General features: G+C 75.8%; 16 protein-coding genes. 5 read left to right on the forward strand and 11 right to left on the reverse strand.

From position 1 onward, the window contains the following. Positions 1 to 11 precede the first annotated feature (11 nt). Positions 12 to 377 carry an antibiotic biosynthesis monooxygenase family protein gene (locus tag KGD84_RS07080; protein ID WP_220559461.1) on the reverse strand — a complete coding sequence of 122 codons (366 nt, stop codon included), beginning with the start codon at positions 375 to 377 and terminating at the stop codon, positions 12 to 14. A gap of 125 nt (positions 378 to 502) precedes the next feature. Between KGD84_RS07080 and KGD84_RS07085 the strand changes: the two genes are divergently transcribed. After that, positions 503 to 2140, forward strand: a complete 1638-nt coding sequence (locus tag KGD84_RS07085; RefSeq protein ID WP_220559462.1) for a hypothetical protein — start codon at positions 503 to 505, stop codon at positions 2138 to 2140. Positions 2141 to 2354: 214 nt separating this feature from the next. Here the strand turns inward: KGD84_RS07085 and KGD84_RS07090 are convergent, their stop codons facing one another. From KGD84_RS07090 to KGD84_RS07100, 3 genes are all read right to left on the reverse strand, one after another. Beyond that, entirely contained in the window at positions 2355 to 3161 is an 807-nt protein-coding gene (locus tag KGD84_RS07090; protein ID WP_220559464.1) for an SDR family NAD(P)-dependent oxidoreductase, read from the reverse strand. Between the two features lie 83 nt (positions 3162 to 3244). Continuing rightward, positions 3245 to 4432, reverse strand: a complete 1188-nt coding sequence (gene solA, locus KGD84_RS07095; protein WP_220559465.1) for an N-methyl-L-tryptophan oxidase — start codon at positions 4430 to 4432, stop codon at positions 3245 to 3247. A 308-nt stretch (positions 4433 to 4740) separates the two neighbouring features. After that, entirely contained in the window at positions 4741 to 6009 is a 1269-nt protein-coding gene (locus KGD84_RS07100; RefSeq protein WP_220559466.1) for an MFS transporter, read from the reverse strand. 360 nt (positions 6010 to 6369) lie between these two features. Here KGD84_RS07100 and KGD84_RS07105 point away from each other — a divergent pair, with 360 nt between their 5' ends. Further along, positions 6370 to 7050, forward strand: coding sequence for a lytic polysaccharide monooxygenase auxiliary activity family 9 protein (locus tag KGD84_RS07105; RefSeq protein ID WP_220559467.1), 681 nt, complete (start codon positions 6370 to 6372; stop codon positions 7048 to 7050). 68 nt (positions 7051 to 7118) lie between these two features. On the opposite strand, the gene KGD84_RS07110 is transcribed toward KGD84_RS07105, so the two are convergent. Together KGD84_RS07110 and KGD84_RS07115 are read right to left on the reverse strand one after the other, a co-directional pair. Then, on the reverse strand, positions 7119 to 7751 hold the full coding sequence (locus tag KGD84_RS07110; protein WP_220559468.1) for a response regulator transcription factor: 633 nt from the start codon (positions 7749 to 7751) through the stop codon (positions 7119 to 7121). Next, the gene (locus KGD84_RS07115; protein WP_220559469.1) at positions 7742 to 8857 is read right to left on the reverse strand and encodes a sensor histidine kinase; all 1116 of its coding nucleotides are present in this window, start codon (positions 8855 to 8857) and stop codon (positions 7742 to 7744) included. The genes KGD84_RS07110 and KGD84_RS07115 overlap by 10 nt, the downstream gene beginning before the upstream one ends. Before the next feature lie 373 nt (positions 8858 to 9230). Here KGD84_RS07115 and KGD84_RS07120 point away from each other — a divergent pair, with 373 nt between their 5' ends. Beyond that, the gene (locus tag KGD84_RS07120) at positions 9231 to 10766 is read left to right on the forward strand and encodes an apolipoprotein N-acyltransferase (RefSeq protein WP_255646363.1); all 1536 of its coding nucleotides are present in this window, start codon (positions 9231 to 9233) and stop codon (positions 10764 to 10766) included. Between the two features lie 42 nt (positions 10767 to 10808). On the opposite strand, the gene KGD84_RS07125 is transcribed toward KGD84_RS07120, so the two are convergent. After that, entirely contained in the window at positions 10809 to 11303 is a 495-nt protein-coding gene (locus KGD84_RS07125) for a hypothetical protein (protein WP_220559470.1), read from the reverse strand. Positions 11304 to 11445: 142 nt separating this feature from the next. Beyond that, the gene (locus KGD84_RS07130) at positions 11446 to 12303 is read right to left on the reverse strand and encodes an SDR family NAD(P)-dependent oxidoreductase (protein ID WP_220559471.1); all 858 of its coding nucleotides are present in this window, start codon (positions 12301 to 12303) and stop codon (positions 11446 to 11448) included. Positions 12304 to 12396: 93 nt separating this feature from the next. Here KGD84_RS07130 and KGD84_RS07135 point away from each other — a divergent pair, with 93 nt between their 5' ends. Continuing rightward, positions 12397 to 12966, forward strand: a complete 570-nt coding sequence (locus tag KGD84_RS07135; protein WP_220559473.1) for a TetR/AcrR family transcriptional regulator — start codon at positions 12397 to 12399, stop codon at positions 12964 to 12966. Here KGD84_RS07135 and KGD84_RS07140 read toward each other — a convergent pair. From KGD84_RS07140 to KGD84_RS07150, 3 genes are all read right to left on the reverse strand, one after another. Then, complete coding sequence (locus tag KGD84_RS07140) at positions 12960 to 14318, reverse strand: MFS transporter (protein WP_255646364.1); 1359 nt, start codon at positions 14316 to 14318, stop codon at positions 12960 to 12962. The genes KGD84_RS07135 and KGD84_RS07140 overlap by 7 nt on opposite strands. A gap of 187 nt (positions 14319 to 14505) precedes the next feature. Then, on the reverse strand, positions 14506 to 15543 hold the full coding sequence (locus KGD84_RS07145) for an iron-siderophore ABC transporter substrate-binding protein (protein WP_255646365.1): 1038 nt from the start codon (positions 15541 to 15543) through the stop codon (positions 14506 to 14508). Between the two features lie 36 nt (positions 15544 to 15579). Next, positions 15580 to 16614, reverse strand: coding sequence for an ArsR/SmtB family transcription factor (locus tag KGD84_RS07150; RefSeq protein ID WP_255646366.1), 1035 nt, complete (start codon positions 16612 to 16614; stop codon positions 15580 to 15582). 80 nt (positions 16615 to 16694) lie between these two features. On the opposite strand from KGD84_RS07150, the gene KGD84_RS07155 reads away from it, so the two are divergent. Then, positions 16695 to 17915 (forward strand): MFS transporter, encoded by a 1221-nt coding sequence (locus KGD84_RS07155; RefSeq protein ID WP_220559474.1) that lies wholly within the window; start codon positions 16695 to 16697, stop codon positions 17913 to 17915. Positions 17916 to 17938 lie beyond the last annotated feature (23 nt).

A 17938-nucleotide genomic window follows, 5' to 3' on the forward strand; every position in this document is an offset into this window, starting at 1 on the left:
CCCCGGCCCCGTCACCCCTCGTCCTTCGCCGAGACGCGCTGGATCACCTCGAAGCCCCACAGCTCGCTGCCGGTCGCGGCGGGACCGCCGTGCCCGTGGCCATGGCCGTGCCCGTGCCCGGTGCGGCCCGCGTCGGCGGCGGCCTGGGCGTGCCCCTGACGGAACTCCCGGCTCTTCAGCCAGTTCTCGAAGTCCTCCTGGGACCGCCACCGGGTGTACACCAGGTACTTGTCGGTGCCCTCCACCGGGCGCAGCAGCTGGAACTCCTCGAACCCGGGCTGCCCCTCCACCAGGCCCGCGCGGTTCGCGAACCGTTCCTCCAGCGTGGCCCCGGCACCCTCCGGGACGGTCAGGACGTTGAACTTGACGACGCTCACGCGGCACCTCCACGGTTGTCGGCGATCTGTACGCCCAACCTACGGCCATCCGCCCCCGCCCCCGCGCCGCCCCCGCCGGTGTACGTTGGCCGACGCCCCTGCACCCCGGACCACCGAGGATCTCCATGGCCTTCCACCGCCCCGGCCGCGCCGGGGACCTGCCCCCGCTGCCCGACCTGTGGGCGCGCGCCGCCCTGCTGGCGGCCCTGTCCCCGGGCACCCGGTACACCGCGGACGAGGACGGTGTCATCCGCTTCGACGACCACGGCGGAAGCCGCTGGGAGCTGGTCCCGGTGGCGGGCGGCCGAGCCGTTCTCACGGGCACGGAACGCTCCTGCGACGAGCACCTCTACATGGGCGTGGACCCGCTGGACGGCGCCCCCGGCTGGCTGCCCTGGGCCTGGCTGGCCGACAACGAGGCCGAACGCCCGCCGGGCCTCGCCTACTGGTGGGACGGCGCCGTCTGGGACCGGGTCGCCTACGACGACCGGGTGGAGGACGACGGCCTGTCCCGCCTGCTCGGGGACCTGGCCGACGACGCGGCCGTCCGGGCGAGGATCGCGGCCGGGCTCGGGCTCCCCGCGGGCCCCGACCCGGAACCGGACGCCCTGGCCGCCGACCTGTCGGCCCGGGCCCGGACCGCTGGGATCACCGGGGATGTGGTCGAGCGCGCCCTGGCCCTGTACGCCCGTCGCCCCGGGTACCGCGGCGGGCTCGACGCCCCGACGGCCCTGTCCACGGCCGCCCGGCTCGGGCTGACCCCCGGGAGCACCCCTCCCGCCCTCCCCGCGGGTTCCGCGGCCCCGGTCCGGACGCGCCTGCTGGAGGACTACGAGGCGATGGTCTCCCTGCGGCTGGGCGACGACCTGCGCCGCCGCGCGGAGATCCCCGGCCGTCCGGTCCCCGGGCCCTCGCCCGCTCTGGACGCCCTGGTCGCCTGGACGCGCGCGAACGCGCCCGGCGGCACCGCCGTCCTCCTCCACGAGCGGATCGGCCGGAACTGGGGCTTCGCCGTGAGCGGCCCCGAGCCGCTGGCCCGGCGCTCGCCGCTCACCGAGCCCATGACCCTGCTCAACGCCCTCTACGAGGCGGAACTCCACCCCGAGCACGGCGGCTGGTGCTTCCTGCGCCTGGAGGTCGGCCCCGCCGGGGCCTGCGTGCTCCGGGCGTACGACCACTGGCCCTCCTGGTTCCCCGCCGACGGCCGCGGCTGGGAACCCGCGAGCGCGCAGGCGGCGGGGAGCACGTTCTTGCGGGACCTGGAGCGGCGCGCCCCGGCCTGGCGCCACCCCCTCGATGAGCGGCACCGGGGGAACGACCTGCCCGACGGCCTGGAGACCGCCCCGGGCGGGGCCTGGATCCCCCTGGCCCCCGGGGAGCGCGAGACGCTGGAGGCGCAGGTCGCCGCCGCCTTCGCGGAGGGGGCCGCGGGCGCCGGCGTCCGGGGGTTCGCGGTGCTGCTGGGCGGACGCGTCGGGGTGCACGCTGTGGCCGGGGGCGCCCGCCGCCTCACCGTTCCCGCCCGTGTCTCCGCGCCCCTGGCGCGACTGCGCCGCGGCATGTACGAGCCCGGGACAGGCACGTGGTTCCGTGCCGATGTCACCGTGGAGCCGGACGGGGCGTACACCTTCTCCTACGACCGCGACTCCGAGCCGGGCTTCGGGCGCAGGACCCACGACGGGCACTACGTCCTGGACTTCCGCTGCTTCCCCCGCGCCCCCGAGCACATCCCCGACTGGTGGCGGCGACGGCTCGGGTCCTGAGGGGACCGGTCACCGCCGGAGGGTCCGGCCCTCCGGCGGAGCGTACTGGTCGTGGTTCCGTCCTGTGGCGTTCTCGTGGTCGCCTGCCGCCTCGCGCCCTGCCTCGCAGCCGATTCTCCGGCGTCCCGCTTTCAACCCGCTTACCGTTCTCCGGAGAGGTCGCGCGGTCCCCCGGCGCGGCGGCACGGCGCGGCGCCCCGGACGGGCGCCCGGCTCACCGCAGGCCGTGCCTACGGGCGACCATGCCCAGGACCACCGAGCGCGGCATCAGCCGCCGCAGCGCGAACACCAGCGGCGCGTTGCTGCCCACCGCGTACAGCGGCCGCGGCCGGGCGTCCTCGATCGCCCGCAGGACGGTGCGGGACACCGTCTCCGCGGGGATGCCCGCCGCCTCGTTGGCGTTGAGCGCGGCCAGCATGGTGCGGTAGTCGCCGGTGTAGGGGGAGCCCTCGCGCAGGTACTGGGTGCGCCGCTCGCTGATGCCGGTGTTGATGGAACCGGGCTCCACGGTGGCCACCCCGATCCCGTACGGGGAGACCTCGCGGCGCAGCGCGTCCGCGAACCCCTTGATCGCGGCCTTGGACGCCACGTACGAGGACCGGTGCGCCAGCGGGAAGCTGGCCAGCATCGACCCGACCATGACCACCCGCCCGTACCGGCGCGCGCGCATCCCCGGCAGCAGCAGCTGGGTGAGCCGCACCGCACCGAACACGTTGAGGCGGAACAGCCGTTCCAGGGCGTCCATGGGCAGCTCCTCCAGCGGCCCGCTCTGGCTCTCGCCCGCGTTGTTGACCAGCACGTCCACGTCCCCGGCCGCCGCGGCGCAGGCCGCGATGGAGTCCGCGTCGGTCAGGTCCAGCGCCAGGTACTCCACCCCGGCCACGGGGTCGGCGACCGCCTCGGGCCTGCGGCTCGTCCCGTACACGCGGTACCCGCGCCGGACCAGGTCGGCGGCGACGGCACGGCCGATGCCGGAGGAGGCGCCGGTGACGAGCGCGGTCCGCCGGGTGGTGTTCTGCATTCGGGGGTCCTTCCGGGGGTGGGACGGGGAGGGTGCGCTCGCGCCGCGCTGGGGGAGATGATCGCACGGCCCCCTCCCGCGGGTCACGGCCGCCCGGTGTCCCAGCGGTGCGGGTCGAACATGGAGACCGGCACCGCGGTCGCACCGTCCCGCGCCAGGTCGGCCAGGGCCGTGCCCACGGCGGAGGCGAACTTGTACCCGTGCCCGGAGAACCCCCCGGCGACCACCAGGCCGGGCAGGTCGCGGTGGCGGCCGATGACGAAGTGCTCGTCGGAGGTCATCGTGTACATGCACGCCGCCATGCGCTCGGGCAGCGGCTCGACACCGCGCAGCCCGGCGGTGAGTTCGCCGAGGCGGCGGGCGTCGTCCGCGTCGGGGGCGCGCGGACCCGCGTCGGGGTCGACGGGCTCGCCCCACTGGGACCCGGGACGGTGCGGGGCGCCGGGGGCCTCGGCGTGCACGCCGATCTTCACGGTGCGCCCGTCCAGGCTCGGGAAGCCGTACCAGAGGGTGCCGTCGGGCTCGTCGCGGGCGAAGACCGGGCCCGCGGCGTGCGGCGGGGCGTCCCCGGTGAGCCGGAACCAGCCCAGCACCCGCCGCTCCACCCGGATACCGCCGCCGAGCCCGGCCAGGGAGGGCAGCAGGGTCGGCAGCCACGCCCCGGCGGTCACGACCACCCGCCGGGCGCGGATCTCGGTGTCGCCGGCGAACACGCGGGGGCGGTCGGGGTCGGGCTCGATCCGGGTGACGGCGGTGCCGGTCATCACGCGGGCCCCGTGGGCGCGGGCCAGCCGCACCGCGGCCAGGATCGCCGCCTCGGGGAGGACGGCTCCGCCCTCCTCCTCGAAGACGCCCTCCTCGCCGGGGCGCACCGCGTGCTGGGGGAAGCGTTCGGCCAGGCCGGCGCCGGACAGGTGCTCCACGGCGAGCCCGTGCCGGGCGGCCGCGGCCAGCGAGCCGGCCACCGCCGCGCTGTCGGGGGCGCCCAGCATGAGCGCCCCGGTGCGGTGGACGAGCCGCTCCCCGGAGGCCTCCTCCAGTTCGGCCCAGGCCCGCCAGGCGGCCCGCACGAACGGGACGTACTCCTCGCCCTCCAGGTAGGCGGTGCGGATGATGCGGGACTCGCCGTGGCTGGAGCCGCGGTCGTGGCCGGGGGCGAACCGCTCGACCCCGACGGCGTCGACCCCCTGCCGGGCCAGTCTCCACAGGGTCTGGGCACCCATCGCTCCCAGACCGACGACGACGGTGTCGGTCTCCACCGGGTTCGCCACGTTCGCCCCTTCCACCTCGGATGGCACCCATCATCCCAGGACCGGATGGAACGGACGCCCGCCCCGGCGAGGAGGCGGGCGTCCTGCGGAGCCGGGGAACGGTCTCCGGGGGTGAAAGGGGAAAGGGAAAGGAAGGGGTGCGATCGGGGGTTCGGGAGCGCTCCCAATCGTGCCGTGAGCGGGTTGGTGAAAGGACGGACAATGGCACGCCGCCGGGCCTTCCGCGCCGGTGCCCGGTGGGTTCCGGCGGCGTGCCAGAAAAGTAACCCGCCAATGGTGATATGTAAACACCATATGAACGACTTATTTCAGGAACGCCGTCCCGAATTCCCCGCCGCCGGCTCCGCGTCGGCCGCGCCCAGGGGCCGCCAGGCCACCGCCGCCAGCACGCCCACCGCGGCCGCCGCCACCCAGAACGGCGCCAGTAGTCCCAGCGTCTGGGCCAGCGCCCCGCCGAGCACCGCGCCCAGCGCCGCCCCGCCCAGGTCGGCCCACCGGTACACCCCGGCCGCCCGGCCCAGCAGGCCGTCGGGTGTGACCGACTGCCGTACGGTCACCGCGGCCGTCCCCCACACCACCGCGTGCACGCCGAACAGGGCCATGACCGCCCCGGCCGCCCACGGGCTCGCGACCAGGGCCAGCGCCGCGTAGGTCGCCGCCTCCAGTACCAACCCCCAGCGCAGCAGGAACGCGCGCCCCACCCGGGGCTCCCAGAACCCGTACACCCGCGAGCCCACCACCCCGCCGACGGCGCCGGCCGCGATGAACAGGCCGAACCCGGCCTCCGACAGCCCCAGGTGCTCGCGGGCGTACAGCACCCAGATCGAGAACGCGCCCACCCCGGTCAGGTTCATGACGAGGATGCAGCCGGTCAGCGTGCGCAGCACCGGGACGCCGCCGACGAACACCAGGCCCCCGAGCGTGTCCGCCCACAGGCCGCCGCCGTTGCGGCGTTCGGGTTCCGGGGTCCGCGGCCGCACCGACAGGCGCAGCACGACCAGCCCGGCCACGGCGTAGGCGAGGGCGTCGAACCCGAACGGCAGCGCCCACAGCACGGCGAACAGCGCCGCGCCCAGCGGCGGCCCCAGCAGTTGGTTGTTGAGCGAGAACGTCAGCGCCAGCCGGGCGTTGGCCCTGCCCAGCAGCTCCCTGGGGACCACCGAGGGGACCAGGGCACCGTAGGCGGTGTCGGCCAGGGTCTCGCCCACGCCGAGGGCGAACACCGCCGCGTACACCGTCCACAGGTGGGCCCCGCCGGTCAGCACGGCCAGGGCCAGCAGCGCGAGCACCGCGCCCCGGGCCAGGTCGGCGGCGACCAGCACCGACCGCCGGGGGAGCCGGTCGACCAGGGCGCCGGCGAAGGGGGAGAACAGCAGGTGCGGCGCGGTCTGCACGGCCGCGGCGCCCGCCACGGCCAGGGGGGAGGGCGCCACGGAGGCGACGAGCAGGGGGCCGGCGGCCAGCAGCGCGCCGTCGCCGAGGTTGGTCAGGGCCGACGCCCGCCACAGGAGGGTGAAGTCGCGGCCCAGGGGAGGGCGTCCGGCGCGCGTGCGGCGGAACGGGAACAACGATGACACGGGGACTCCCGAGACACGGAGGGAAGAGAACACGCATGTGCCTTCCGCCCGGCCGTGTCCGGGGACACCGGGCACCGCGGACCGCCGGCGCGCCCCGGGCGGGGGCGCCGGTGGCGGCCCCGGGGCCGTCAGCGGCGGGTCGGCTCCCCGGCCGCGGCGGTGCGGAGGGCTCGTCGTCCGGAGTGCTCGTTCATGCGGCCCCTTCCCGTCGGGATGTCGTCCCGGCACCTTAACCCCGGCCGGCACCCGGCGGCGAGGGAATTCCGGAGCGCTGTGTTTCGGGGCGGATCCGGTGGGTAACAATCGGCGTGGGAGCGCTCCCCGTCGTGTGGCCACCCGGCCGAGACCGACGGAGACGCAATGAACGAGAACACCGCAACGACCACCGCCCGCCCCCGCCTCCCCCTGGCGGCCCGGGCCCTGACGCTGGCGGCACTGCCCCTGCTCGCCCTCACCGCCACGGCCGCGCCCGCCTCCGCGCACGGTTCCGTGGTCGACCCCGCCTCCCGCAACTACGGCTGCTTCGAGCGCTGGGGCGACGACCACCTCAACCCCGGCATGGCGCAGGAAGACCCCATGTGCTGGCAGGCGTGGCAGGACAACCCCAACGCCATGTGGAACTGGAACGGGCTGTACCGCGACAACGTCGGCGGAGACCACCGCGGCCAGGTGCCCGACGGCACCCTGTGCAGCGGCGGCAACACCGAGGGCGGCCGCTACGACTCCCTCGACACGCCCGGCGCCTGGAAGACCACCCCGGTGGAGGACGACTTCACCATCCACCTGTACGACCAGGCGTCGCACGGGGCGGACTACTTCCAGGTGTACGTCACCCGCCAGGGCTTCGACCCGACCACGCAGGCCCCCGGCTGGGACGACCTGGAACTGGTCGAGCAGACCGGCCAGTACCCGCCCGGCAACGACTACCTGATCGACGTCAGCACCTCGGGGTACACCGGCCACCACATCGTCTACACGATTTGGAAGGCCTCCCACCAGGACCAGGTGTACTACCTGTGCAGTGACGTGGACTTCGGCTGATCCCCTCCGCCGGAGCGCCCTCTCGGGCGGGCGGCCCGCCGGGTCCCGGAACACCCGGCGGGCCGCCGTCAGGCGCCCAGGTGGCGCAGGATCGCCAGCACACGGCGGTTGTAGCCCGGCGTCGCGGCCAGCCCGAACTTCTCGAAGATCGCGTTGGCGTGCTTCTCCACCGCGCTCACCGAGACGAACAGCCGCTCGGCGATCGCCGGGTTGGTGTGCCCCTGCGCCATCAGCTCCAGCACCGAGCGCTCCCGCTCGGTCAGCCCGCCCCCCTCGCCGCCGGCCAGCAGCTGCCGGACGACCTCGGGGTCGAAGGACGCCCCGCCCGCGCCCACCCGCTCCAGCGCGTCGAGGAAGCCGTCCACCTCCATCACCCGGTCCTTGAGCAGGTAGCCGACCCCGCCGGTGTTCTCTGTGAACAGCCGGGTCGCGTACCGCCGCTCCACGTACTGGGACAGCACCAGCACCCCGATCCCCGGGCGCTCCCGGCGCAGCCGCACCGCCGCCCGCAGGCCCTCGTCGGTGTGCGTCGGCGGCATGCGCACGTCGGCCACGACCACGTCGGGCTCCTCCTCGGCGACCGCCGCGAGCAGCGCCTCGGCGTCCCCGACGGAGGCGATCACCCGGTGGCCCTCGTCCTCCAGCAGCCGCACCAGGCCCTCGCGCAGCAGCGCGGAGTCCTCGGCCACGATCACCCGCACGGCAGCACCGCCGTCACGGTCGTCGGTCCGCCGACCGGGCTGTCCACGGCCAGGCTCCCGTCCAGCGCGCCCACCCGGCCCGCCAGGCCGGACAGTCCCGTCCCCGACGGGTCGGCCCCGCCCGCCCCGTCATCGCTCACCCGGACCACCAACGCGTTCCCCTCACTCTCGACGTGCACGTCCACCCGGGTCGCCCCGGCGTGCTTGACCGTGTTGGTGACCGCCTCGGCCACCACGAAGTAGGCCGCGGTCTCCACCGCCGGCGGGATCTCCGCCGGAACCCGGCAGGACACCCGGATCGGCAGCTCCGACCGGGCGGCCAGCCCGTCCAGGGCCGCGGCCAGCCCGGACTCGGCCAGCACCGCCGGGTACACCCGCCAGGCGACCTCCTTGAGGTCGCGGATCGCGTTGCCCATCTCCCGGTGGGCCTGCTCCACCAGTTCCCGGCCGCGCGCGGAGCCGGGGTCGCGCCGGGCCCGGCCCAGGGCCATGCCCACCAGGACCAGCCGCTGCTGGAGGCCGTCGTGCAGGTCGCGCTCGATCCGGCGGCGCTCCCGGTCCACGGCGGTGACCACCCCGGCCCGGGACGCGGTGAGCTCGGCGACCCGCTCCCGGAGCAGGTCCTGGCGGCTGGGGCCCAGCAGCCGGCGCGCGAGCCAGCGCTCGGTGCCCACCAGTCCCACGATCCCCTGCACGCTCAAGTACACCAGGGCCAGCCCGAACGGGACGACCGCCACCGGATTGCCGTCCAGCACCGCCAGGGGGGAGAGCGCCAGGTAGACCCCCGACGGCAGGAAGAACCCCAGCACCAGCCCGCCGAACAGCCCCACCGGGCAGCGCACCGCCAGGTACGCCGACACGCGCAGCGGCCCGGGCTCGCCCACGATCTCGATCCCGAACAGGGCGGCCAGGCGCCACCGTTCGGCCCGCTCCAACGGCCGCAGCAGCCGGTGCAGCCACCGCCGCCCGGGCCGGGCGGCGGCCAGCGGCAGCAGGACGAGCAGCGGCACCAGCGCCGCGGCCTCCACCACCGCGGACGCCGCGCCCAGGGCGGTGCCCGCCACGGCCCGCGCCCAGACGCGCGCCGACCGGTCCTCGCCGCCCATGGGTCCTCCTCCTCGTCGGTCCTCGCCCCGCGGATGTGCCCGGGCCCTCCCCGGCGCGGGCACCGGGCCGCAGGGGCGTCCGCGGGGCACGTCCTGGAGCATGCCCGGTGGATGCCTTCGAGCGTTTCGGCGCTTGCGCCGAATGCCGGGAGCGGCCGCGACCCGGAATGATCCGCGGAGCACGCCCTAGGACGGTAGCCGCCCCCGGGGCCGCACCGGTACTGCGGGACTCCGCAGTTCGGGCCGCGGGATCCCGTAGGGACCGGGCGGGATCCCCCATGGGAACGGGGGAGCGCGCGGCGTAGCGTTTGCGGAGCCCCGGCCGGGCCGCACCGCACCATCCGATCCGAAGACCCGATCCGAAGGGAGATCCGTGGACTCCGCATCCGTGCGCCGCGCGATCCTTTGGGCGGCCGGGACCCTCCTGTCCGTCTTCGCCATGCAGGCGGCCTGGGACATCGCCCTGCTCGCCTGGCTCTACCCCGTCCTGCTGCTCCGCTCCATCCGCTCGTTCGGCCCCCTCGCCGCGTTCGGCGTCGCCCTGGCCTCCACCGCCGTCTCCACGACGGTCTGGCTGGCCCTGGCCGACCTGCTGTCCCCGCCCTTCCTCCCGATCGCCCTCGTCCTGGCCCTGGTCCACGCCGTCCCCTACACCCTCGACCGGCTCCTGTACCTCCGTGTCGGCCGGTGGGCGAGCGCGGTCTTCCCGGCCGCCGTGGTCACGGTGGAGTTCGCGGTCGCCTCGGTCACGCCCTTCGGCACGATCCAGGGGGTCCTGGGCGCCACCCAGGCCGAGAACACGGCGCTGATCCAGGTGTCCTCACTGACCGGGGTGTACGGGGTGAGCCTCCTGATCGCGTGGACCGCCTCGGCCGCCGCCCTGCTGTGGGAGCGCGGAGCGGCCGACCGGTCCTCCCGGAACGCCGCGGTCGCCGCCGTCTCGGCGGTCGTCCTGGTCACCGCGCTGGGCGGGGCGCGCCTGGTGTTCTCCCCGCTCCCCGACGACACGGTGCGCGTCGCCGGGGTCAGCGCCTCCCAGGCCGCCTGGGAGGAGCTCCGGCCGACCTTCCACGAGTACGACTCCCTGGAGGCCTTGCTCGCCGCCGACCGCGCCGAGATGCGCGCACGCTTCGCCGCCGTCAACGACGACCTGCTCGCCGCCACCGGACGCGAGGCCGAGGCGGGCGCCGAGGTCGTGGTCTGGGCGGAGTCGGCGGCCTTCACCATGGAGTCCGACCGCGACCTGCTCGTGGAGGACATCGCCCGGGTCGCCCGCCGGCACGGCGTGTACGTGAACGCGGGGATGTCGGTCTACACCGAGGAGGCGCCGCACCTGCGCAACCAGATGGTCCTCGTCGACCCCGCCGGGACCGTGCTGTGGACCTATGACAAGAGCCACCCGATCCCGATCCTGGAGCCGTACGAGCCCGGCGACGGCCGGGTGCCCGTGGCGGACACGCCCGCTGGGCGGCTGGCCACGGTCATCTGCTACGACGGGGACTTCCCGGGCACGGTCCGGCAGGCGGGCGCGGCGGGGGCGGACATCCTGCTCGTGGGCGCCAACACCTGGGAGGGGATCAAGGAGATGCACGCGCGCAACGCGGTGTTCCGCGCGGTGGAGAACGGGGTGTCGCTGGTCCGCCAGGCGAGCCGGGGCCGGGCCAACGCGGTGGACCCGCTGGGGCGGACCCTGGCGACGGTGGACTACTACACCGCCGAACGGCAGCTCCTGGTGGCCCACGTCCCCCGGGAGGGGGTCCCCACGGTGTACGCGCGGGTGGGGGACGTCTTCGCGTGGCTGTGCGCGGCGGCCCTGCTCGCGCTGGCCGCGGCGGCGGTGCGCGCCCGGTACGGCCCGGGGCCCGTCCGGGCCGCGCGAGGCGGTCCGGAGCGTCCCGGACGGGGATAGCGGGACGCGCCCTGCCCGGCGGGGGTGCCGGGCAGGACGTCGTCAGCCGCCCTCGCCCATGAGGCGGTCGCGGGCGGCGTCGGTGACGGCGCCGCCCGGGTCCTCCACGAACCCGCCGACGGCACCGGCCTGGTCCTGGAAGCCCTGGACGGCCTCGCCCGCCTCGCCGAACGCGGCCTCGCCGTAGCCCTGGGCGGTCTCGGCGGCCCCGCCGAGGACCTCTTCGCCGTACCCCTGGGCGGCCTCGCCGTAGCCCTGCGCGGTCTCGGCGGCCCCGCCGAGGACCTCCTCGCCGTAGCCCTGAGCGGCCTCGCCGTACCCCTGGGCGGTCTCGGCGGCCCCGCCGAGGACCTCCTCGCCGTACCCCTGGGCCGCCTCCCCGTACCCCTGCGCGGTCTCGCCGTAGCCCTGCGCGGTCTCACCGAACCCCTGCGCGGCCTCGCCGTACCCCTGGACGGTGTCCGTGACCCCCTGGACGGCCTCCTCGGCCGCCCCGCCGAACATGCCCTTGAACCACTCCACGACACTGTCGAACATCGACACGCTCCTTCTCGGTTCTCTGACCCTTACCCGGGCGCCCTACCCCCGCACTGTAAGCCACGGGTAAGGGGCACGAGTGCCGTCTGGGCGAAGCGGCAGGCCCTGTGTCCCAAGGGATGGAGCACGCCGGTGATGGCGGTCACACGTGCCGTTCCCGCTCCGGGGGACCGCCGTCCAACGGCAGCGCCCGGGTGAGGGCGTACAGCCCGGCGGCCGCTCCGGGGTCGAAGGCGGGGCCGGACAGGTCCAACCGGGTGTTCCGGCGGAACGCGGAGACCGGTTCGGCCGGGGGCGCGTCCAGCAGCCGGGCCAGGTCCGCGGCCGCCGCCTCCGGGGATCTCGCCAGGACCCGGGCCAGCACCCGGGTGAGCAGCCGTTGCGGCGCGGGCAGCGGGTCGGCCATGCCGGTGCGCACGAACCCGGGGTTGTAGAGGACGTACCGGGTGCGCGCCCCCGGGTGGCGGGCGGGGAAGTCCGCCCCCAGCAGGTCGTTGCAGCGCGAACCCTGCATGGCCGCGCGCATCCCGGTGTACCCCCGGGTCAGCTGGAGGTCGTCCCAGTGCACGCGCCCCGGCAGTCCGCCGGGGCCGGCGATGTTGAGGATCACCGGCGCCTCCCCGCGTTCGAGCAGGTCGACCAGTCCGTGGCCGAGCACGGACCGGCTCAGGTAGGTCAGGGCGAAGGTGGCCTCCAGGCCGTCGGCGGTCTCCTCGCGGACGGGGCGGAACCGCTGCGCGCCGAAGACGAGCCCGTCGAGCCGGTCGGCGCGCTCGCGCACACCCGCCAGCGCCGCGTTCATCCCGGCGACGGTGCTCAGGTCGGCGCGCAGGAAGTCGACCCGGTCGCCCGCCCCCGCCTCCCGGGCCCGGTCGAGGAGCGCTCGCCCGCCCGCCTCCCCACTGGCCAGGGCCAGGACCCGGTCCCCGCGGCGGGCCAGCAGCAGGCCCAGGGCCCGGCCCATCCCGTTGGTCCCTCCGGTGATGGCGTACACCCGCATACCGTTTCCCCGTCCGATCAAGTCATCAGATGATGACAAAGGCTAGGCGGAGCCGGGTATTAAGTCAACGCTTGATGACTTATGCTGACACGCATGACCACACGACGGCGCCGCGACAAGGCGGCCACCCGCGCGGCCCTGCTCGACGCCGCGCGCCTGCGTTTCTCCCGACAGGGCTTCGACGGTGTCGGCGTCCGGGAGATCGCCGCGGACGCGGGCGTCGACGCCGCGCTGGTCTTCCGCTACTTCGGCTCCAAACGCGAGCTCTACGCGCAGGCGATGCGGCCCGAGGTCCCCGACGTGCCGCACGGGGGCCCGGACCGCCCGGCCGGGGAGATCGCCGCCGACCTGCTGCGCGAGGTGGTCCTGGCCGACCGCGGCCCCGCCGGCGAGCACCCCCTGGTGGCGATGCTCCGTTCCTCCGGCCGGGCCGACGTGCGCGAGCAGCTGCGCGTCCGGATCTGCGACGAGCACCTCGCCGGGTTCGCCGAACGGCTGCCGGGGGACGACGCCGCGCTGCGCGCCGAGATGCTCGGCGCCCTCCTGCTGGGGCTGGGGGTCATGCGCTCGGTCGTGGGGTCCCCGGCGCTGACCGGGGCCGGACCCGCGCGGATCGAGGAGCTGTTCTCGGCCATGGCCGCCCCGCTGACACGCGATCAGTGACCCGGCGGCGGCGGGGTGAAGGCCATGGTCAGCGCGACGGCCAGCAGGGCGGTCCCGGCGACCACCCCGTACACGGGCCCGTAGCCGGTCAGGGCGGACGCGGCGAGCACGGCGCCGGTCACCGCGATCAGCAGCGAGACGCCCAGCGACTCCGCCACCTGCAGCGCCGAGCTGTTGCCCCCCTGCTCCCCGACCGGCGACAGCGCGAGCACCAGCGAGCTCACCTGCGGGTAGGCCAGGCCCATGCCCGTCCCCATCAGCACGCAGCCGAGCACGGTCGCCCAGAGCGGCAGCACCCCGGTCACCAGGCCCAGCGCCGCCACCGGCCCGCACAGCGCCAGCAGCGCCGCCGTACGCAGCGAGGCGGGCGATCCGGCGGGGGCGTCCGAGCGCCCCTGGATCCAGGCGCCCAGCGCCCAGCCGAACGCCCCGATCGCCACCACCGCGCCCGACGCCACGGGGCTGAAGTCCAGCCGGTGCTGGAGGTACAGCGGCAGGTAGATGTCGGTGGCGGCGTTGGCCGCCCCGAGCACGCCCCGGAAGGCGACCAGCCGGGGGATGCCCGCCCGCGCCCGCAGCGTCCCCGCGGGCAGCAGGCGCGCGGCGGCGACCGCCGCGGCGGCCGCGCCCGCCGCCGTACCCACCACGAGCCAGGGCATCTGCTGCTGCCCGGCCAGGTGCAGGCCCAGCACCGAGACGGCCGCGACCACCGCCCACAGGCCCCGGCGGCCCACCGGGGATCCCGCGGTGTCCGGGCGCGGGGCCGAGCGGATCGCGTTCAGCAGCACCGCCAGCGAGAGCGCGGACCCGGCCAGCACCAGGGCGAACACCAGCCGCCAGTGCATCAGCTCCACCAGCGCGCCGGTGACCAGCGGCCCCACGATCGACGGCAGCAGCCAGGCCGCGGTCAGCAGCCCGAACATGCGCGGGCGCAGGTCCTCGGGGACGAACCGGGCGATGACCACGTACAGCACGACCGAGTCGATGCCGCCGCCCACGCCCTGGAGCAGGCGGCCGAGGACGAAGACCGGCATGCCGGGGGCGGCCGCGCACAGCGCGATGCCCACGAGGAACATCACCGCGCCGGCGACCAGCGGGCGGCGCACCCCGCGCAGGTCGGCCCAGCGGCCGCCGACGGTCATGCCGATGAGCCCGGTGGTGGCGGTCGCGGCGAACGCCAGCGAGTACCACTGCTCCGCGTGCAGGCTCCGCGCGACGACCGGCATCACGGTGGTGACGGCGAAGGCCTCGAAGGCGATGAAGGTCATCAGCCCGAACACCCCGGCCACCACGGGACGGTGGGGAGGCGCCCACAGCCGCGCCCGTCCGGGCGTCCCGGCCTCGGCGGTCACGCCGCCGCCCCGCGGTCCGCCGCGCTCGTCGTCTCCACGTTCCCCTCCTCGCCGGGCACGGTCGCGCCCGGGAGAATTCCACAACCTCAACCCGGGTCGAGGTCAAGCCGTCCGGGGCTCCCGCCGGCCCCGGGAACGCCGGCGGCGCCCCGCCGCGGAGCGGGGCGCCGCCGGGAGCGGCCCGGTCTCAGGCCAGGGCGTCCGCGATGCGGGGGACCAGGGTGTCCACCGCGTAGGGGATCGACAGCACCGAGTTGTAGGTGATGGCGCCGCGCTGCTCGATGGTGGCCACGACCACGGCGTCCTCGCGCACCACGTCCAGGTCGGCGAAGACCGGCGCGGCCTCGACCACGTCGTAGTCCTCGTCGTCGCTCAGGACCAGCAGCACGTCGCCGTCGAGCCACTCGACGTTCTCGGCGGGCACCTCCACGAAGAAGCTCTCGCCGGTGTCCCGCTCGGTGATCTCCTCGGGGATCCGGAAGCCCAGCGACACCAGGAACTGGCCGCGGGCGTCGCCGGGCAGGTACGCGCCGAACTTCCCGTCGTAGGGCAGCACGACCCCGCCGGTCATCTCCGCGAACTCCGGGTGCTCGGCGCGGACCTCCTCCAGCAGGGCGTCGGTCTCGGCGTTGAGCTGCTCGCCCTTCTCCGGGACGCCCATCGCGGCGGCGATGGACGCGGTGGCGTCCTCGCGCGGGACGGCGTAGGCCGCGGTCCCGGCGGGGCGCGCGAGCACGGGGGCGATCTGCGACAGGTTCTCGTAGGCGGCCTCGTCGAACCCGGAGGAGACACCGATGATGAGGTCGGGCTCCAGAGCGGCGATCTGCTCGAAGTTGGGCTCGGCCTCGGACTCCAGCAGGGTCGTCTCCGCGTCGCCCACCAGGTCGTCGGTCCAGGGCCCCAGCCCGTTCTCGAAGAACGGGTAGCCGGTGTGACCGACGGGGACCGCGCCCAGGGCCAGCACGGCGTCGGCGTCGGTGACGCCCAGGGTGACGATGCGCTCGGGCGCCTCGGTGACGGTGGTCTCGCCGAACTCGTGCTCGATGGTGACCGGGAAGGCGCCCGCCTCGGCGGCGACCCCGCCGCCGGAGCCGTCGGCGTCCTGGCCGTCGGAGGCGCCGTCCGCGGCGTTGCCGCAGGCGCTGAGCAGGGTCAGGGCGGCCAGGGCGGCGGCGGACGACAGGGCGCGCGCTCGGGCGCGCGGGTTACTGAGCAGGGGAGACACGGGACTCCGTTCACAAGCAGATAAGGCTCGCCTACCCTAAACCCTGGCCTCTCCCGGGTCCGCGCCGGGGGTGCGGCCGACGGGGCCGCCCGCCCGGAGCAGGGTGTCGCCCGCCGGCGTCCGGGTGTAGAACACCCGCCGCCCCACCCGCCACGACCGCACCAGCCCTGCCGCGCGCAGCACCGACAGGTGCTCCGAAACGGTGGCCGGACTCCACCCGTGCGCGCGGGCCAGCACCGTGGTCGTCGAGGGTTCGGCGAGCACCGTCAGCAGGCGCGCGCGGGTCCCGCCCAGCAGCCGGGCCAGGGCGTCCCCGGCCGGCGCCGGGGGCTCGGCCTCCCACAGCCGCCCCACCCCGTGCACGGGGTAGAACAGCGTCGGCTGCCAGGGCTCCTCGGTCTTGGCCACCGTCTCCGGCCACATGAACACGCTGGGCATCAGCACCAGGCCCCGGCCGTCCAGCGTGCGCTCGCCCTGGGCCGGGTCGGGCAGGTGCAGCACCCGCCCCCGCCACCGGGCGTCGGGGGCGACGGCGGCGATCACCTCCCGCAGCCCGCCCTCGGCGACGGTGCGGGCGCGCAGCGACACGTCGGCCTCCAGCAGCGCCCGGGCCCGCGGCCAGTGCGGCGCCACCAGCGCCTCCCACGCCCGGCGCACCGCCCGGACGATCCGCTCCAGGGTCGCCTCCGGATCGGCCAGCAGCGGCCCGGTCACCGACTCCGGCAGGGCCCGGCGCGGATCCAGCAGGCACTGCCGCAGCTCCACCGCCACCTGCTCGGGCGGGGTGGTGAGCAGCGCCTCCAGTTCGTCCTCCAGGTCCGCGGACGGCCCCGGCGGGGGAGGGGTCAGGAAGTCGGGCGTGTACCCGGGGCGCGGCGACAGCAGCGGCAGCGGGTCCAGGCCCAGGTCGGTGCCGTTGCGCTCGCGGATCGCCGCGGGCCACAGCCGGCGCAGCGTGCCCCGGTGCGGCTCGCCGAGCAGCCGCACCGCCGCGGTGGCCTCCCACAGCGGGGAGACCGCGAAGCGGCAGCGCAGCAGGTCGTCATGGCTGAACACCAGCCGTCCGGCCACCGGCGCCTCCCGTGCGCGTCGTCGTTTCGGTCACCGCCGAATCGTTTGAGGCTACCCCGGGCGGGTCCGAACCTGGGGGCATGACATCCCCGACCGAGCCGCGCGCCGCCGCGCGCACCGGATACCTGCGGGTCCTGGCCGTCCCCGAGTTCCGCGTCCTGTTCCTGGCCGAGGTGCTGGCGATCCTGGGCCAGGTCGCCGCGCAGATGACACTGTCCCTCACCGTGTACACGCGCACCGGCTCGCCGCTGCTGTCGGCGCTGGCCTTCGCCATGGGCTTCCTGCCCCACCTGCTGGGCGCGACCCTGCTGTCGGCGCTCACCGACCGGGTCCCCGCCCGCGGGCTCATGGTCCTGACCCAGGGGGCGACCGCTCTGCTCGTGGTCGGCATGGCGGTGCCGGGGACGCCCATCGCGGTGATGCTGCTGCTGATGTTCGTGATGGGCGCGATCGCCCCGCTCTACCAGGGGACCAAGGCGGCGACGGTGGCCGACGTGCTGCCCCCGGAGGGGTTCGCGCTGGGCCGGTCCCTGCTGCGGATGGCGGCGCAGCTCGCGCAGATCTGCGGGTTCGCGTTCGGCGGTGTGCTGTTCGCGGTGCTCTCGCCCACCCCGGCACTGCTCGCGGGCGCGGGGCTGCTGCTGGCGTCCTGCCTGCTGCTGCGCCTCGGGCTCCCCGCCTTCGGGCCCCGCCGCTCCCCGGAGGCCGCGCAGTCCTCCCCGGTGGCCGATTCGCTGCGCGGCGTCCGCGAGGTCCTGCGCTCCCCGCGCCTGCGCGTCCTGCTGGCCCTGACCTGGTTCCCGCCGGTGCTGGGCGTGGCCGCCGAGGCGCTGGCCGCGCCGCTGGCCGACGCCCTGGGTGGCGGGCCCGCCCTGGTCGCGATGCTGCTGTCGGCCACCCCGGTCGGCATGATCGCGGGCACCTTCCTGGCCGGGACCCTGCTGACCGACGCCCAGCGGGTGCGGGCCATCGTCCCGCTCGGGCTGCTGGCCTTCCTGCCGCTGCTCGGCCTGGGCCTGCACCCGGGTCCGGTGGCGCTGCTCGCCCTGCTCGTGCTGTCCGGGGCGGGGTACGGGTACGCGCTCGGTGTGGACCGGCTGCTGGTGGCGGCGGTCCCCGAGCAGGAGCGCGGCCAGGTCATGACGCTCGTGACCGCCGGGCTGATGATCTTCCAGGGGGCGGGGTTCGCACTGGCGGGGGCGCTCGCCGAGTTCCTGTCGCCGAACACGGTGGTGGTGCTCGCCGCCCTGGCCGGCATCGCCGTCGTCCTCGCCGCCGGGACCCGGGCGGGCCGCCCCTGACACCCGCGGGGCCGGACACGGGC

It is taken from the genome of Nocardiopsis changdeensis (genome assembly GCF_018316655.1).
In the GTDB taxonomy this organism is placed as follows: Bacteria; Actinomycetota; Actinomycetes; order Streptosporangiales; family Streptosporangiaceae; genus Nocardiopsis; species Nocardiopsis changdeensis.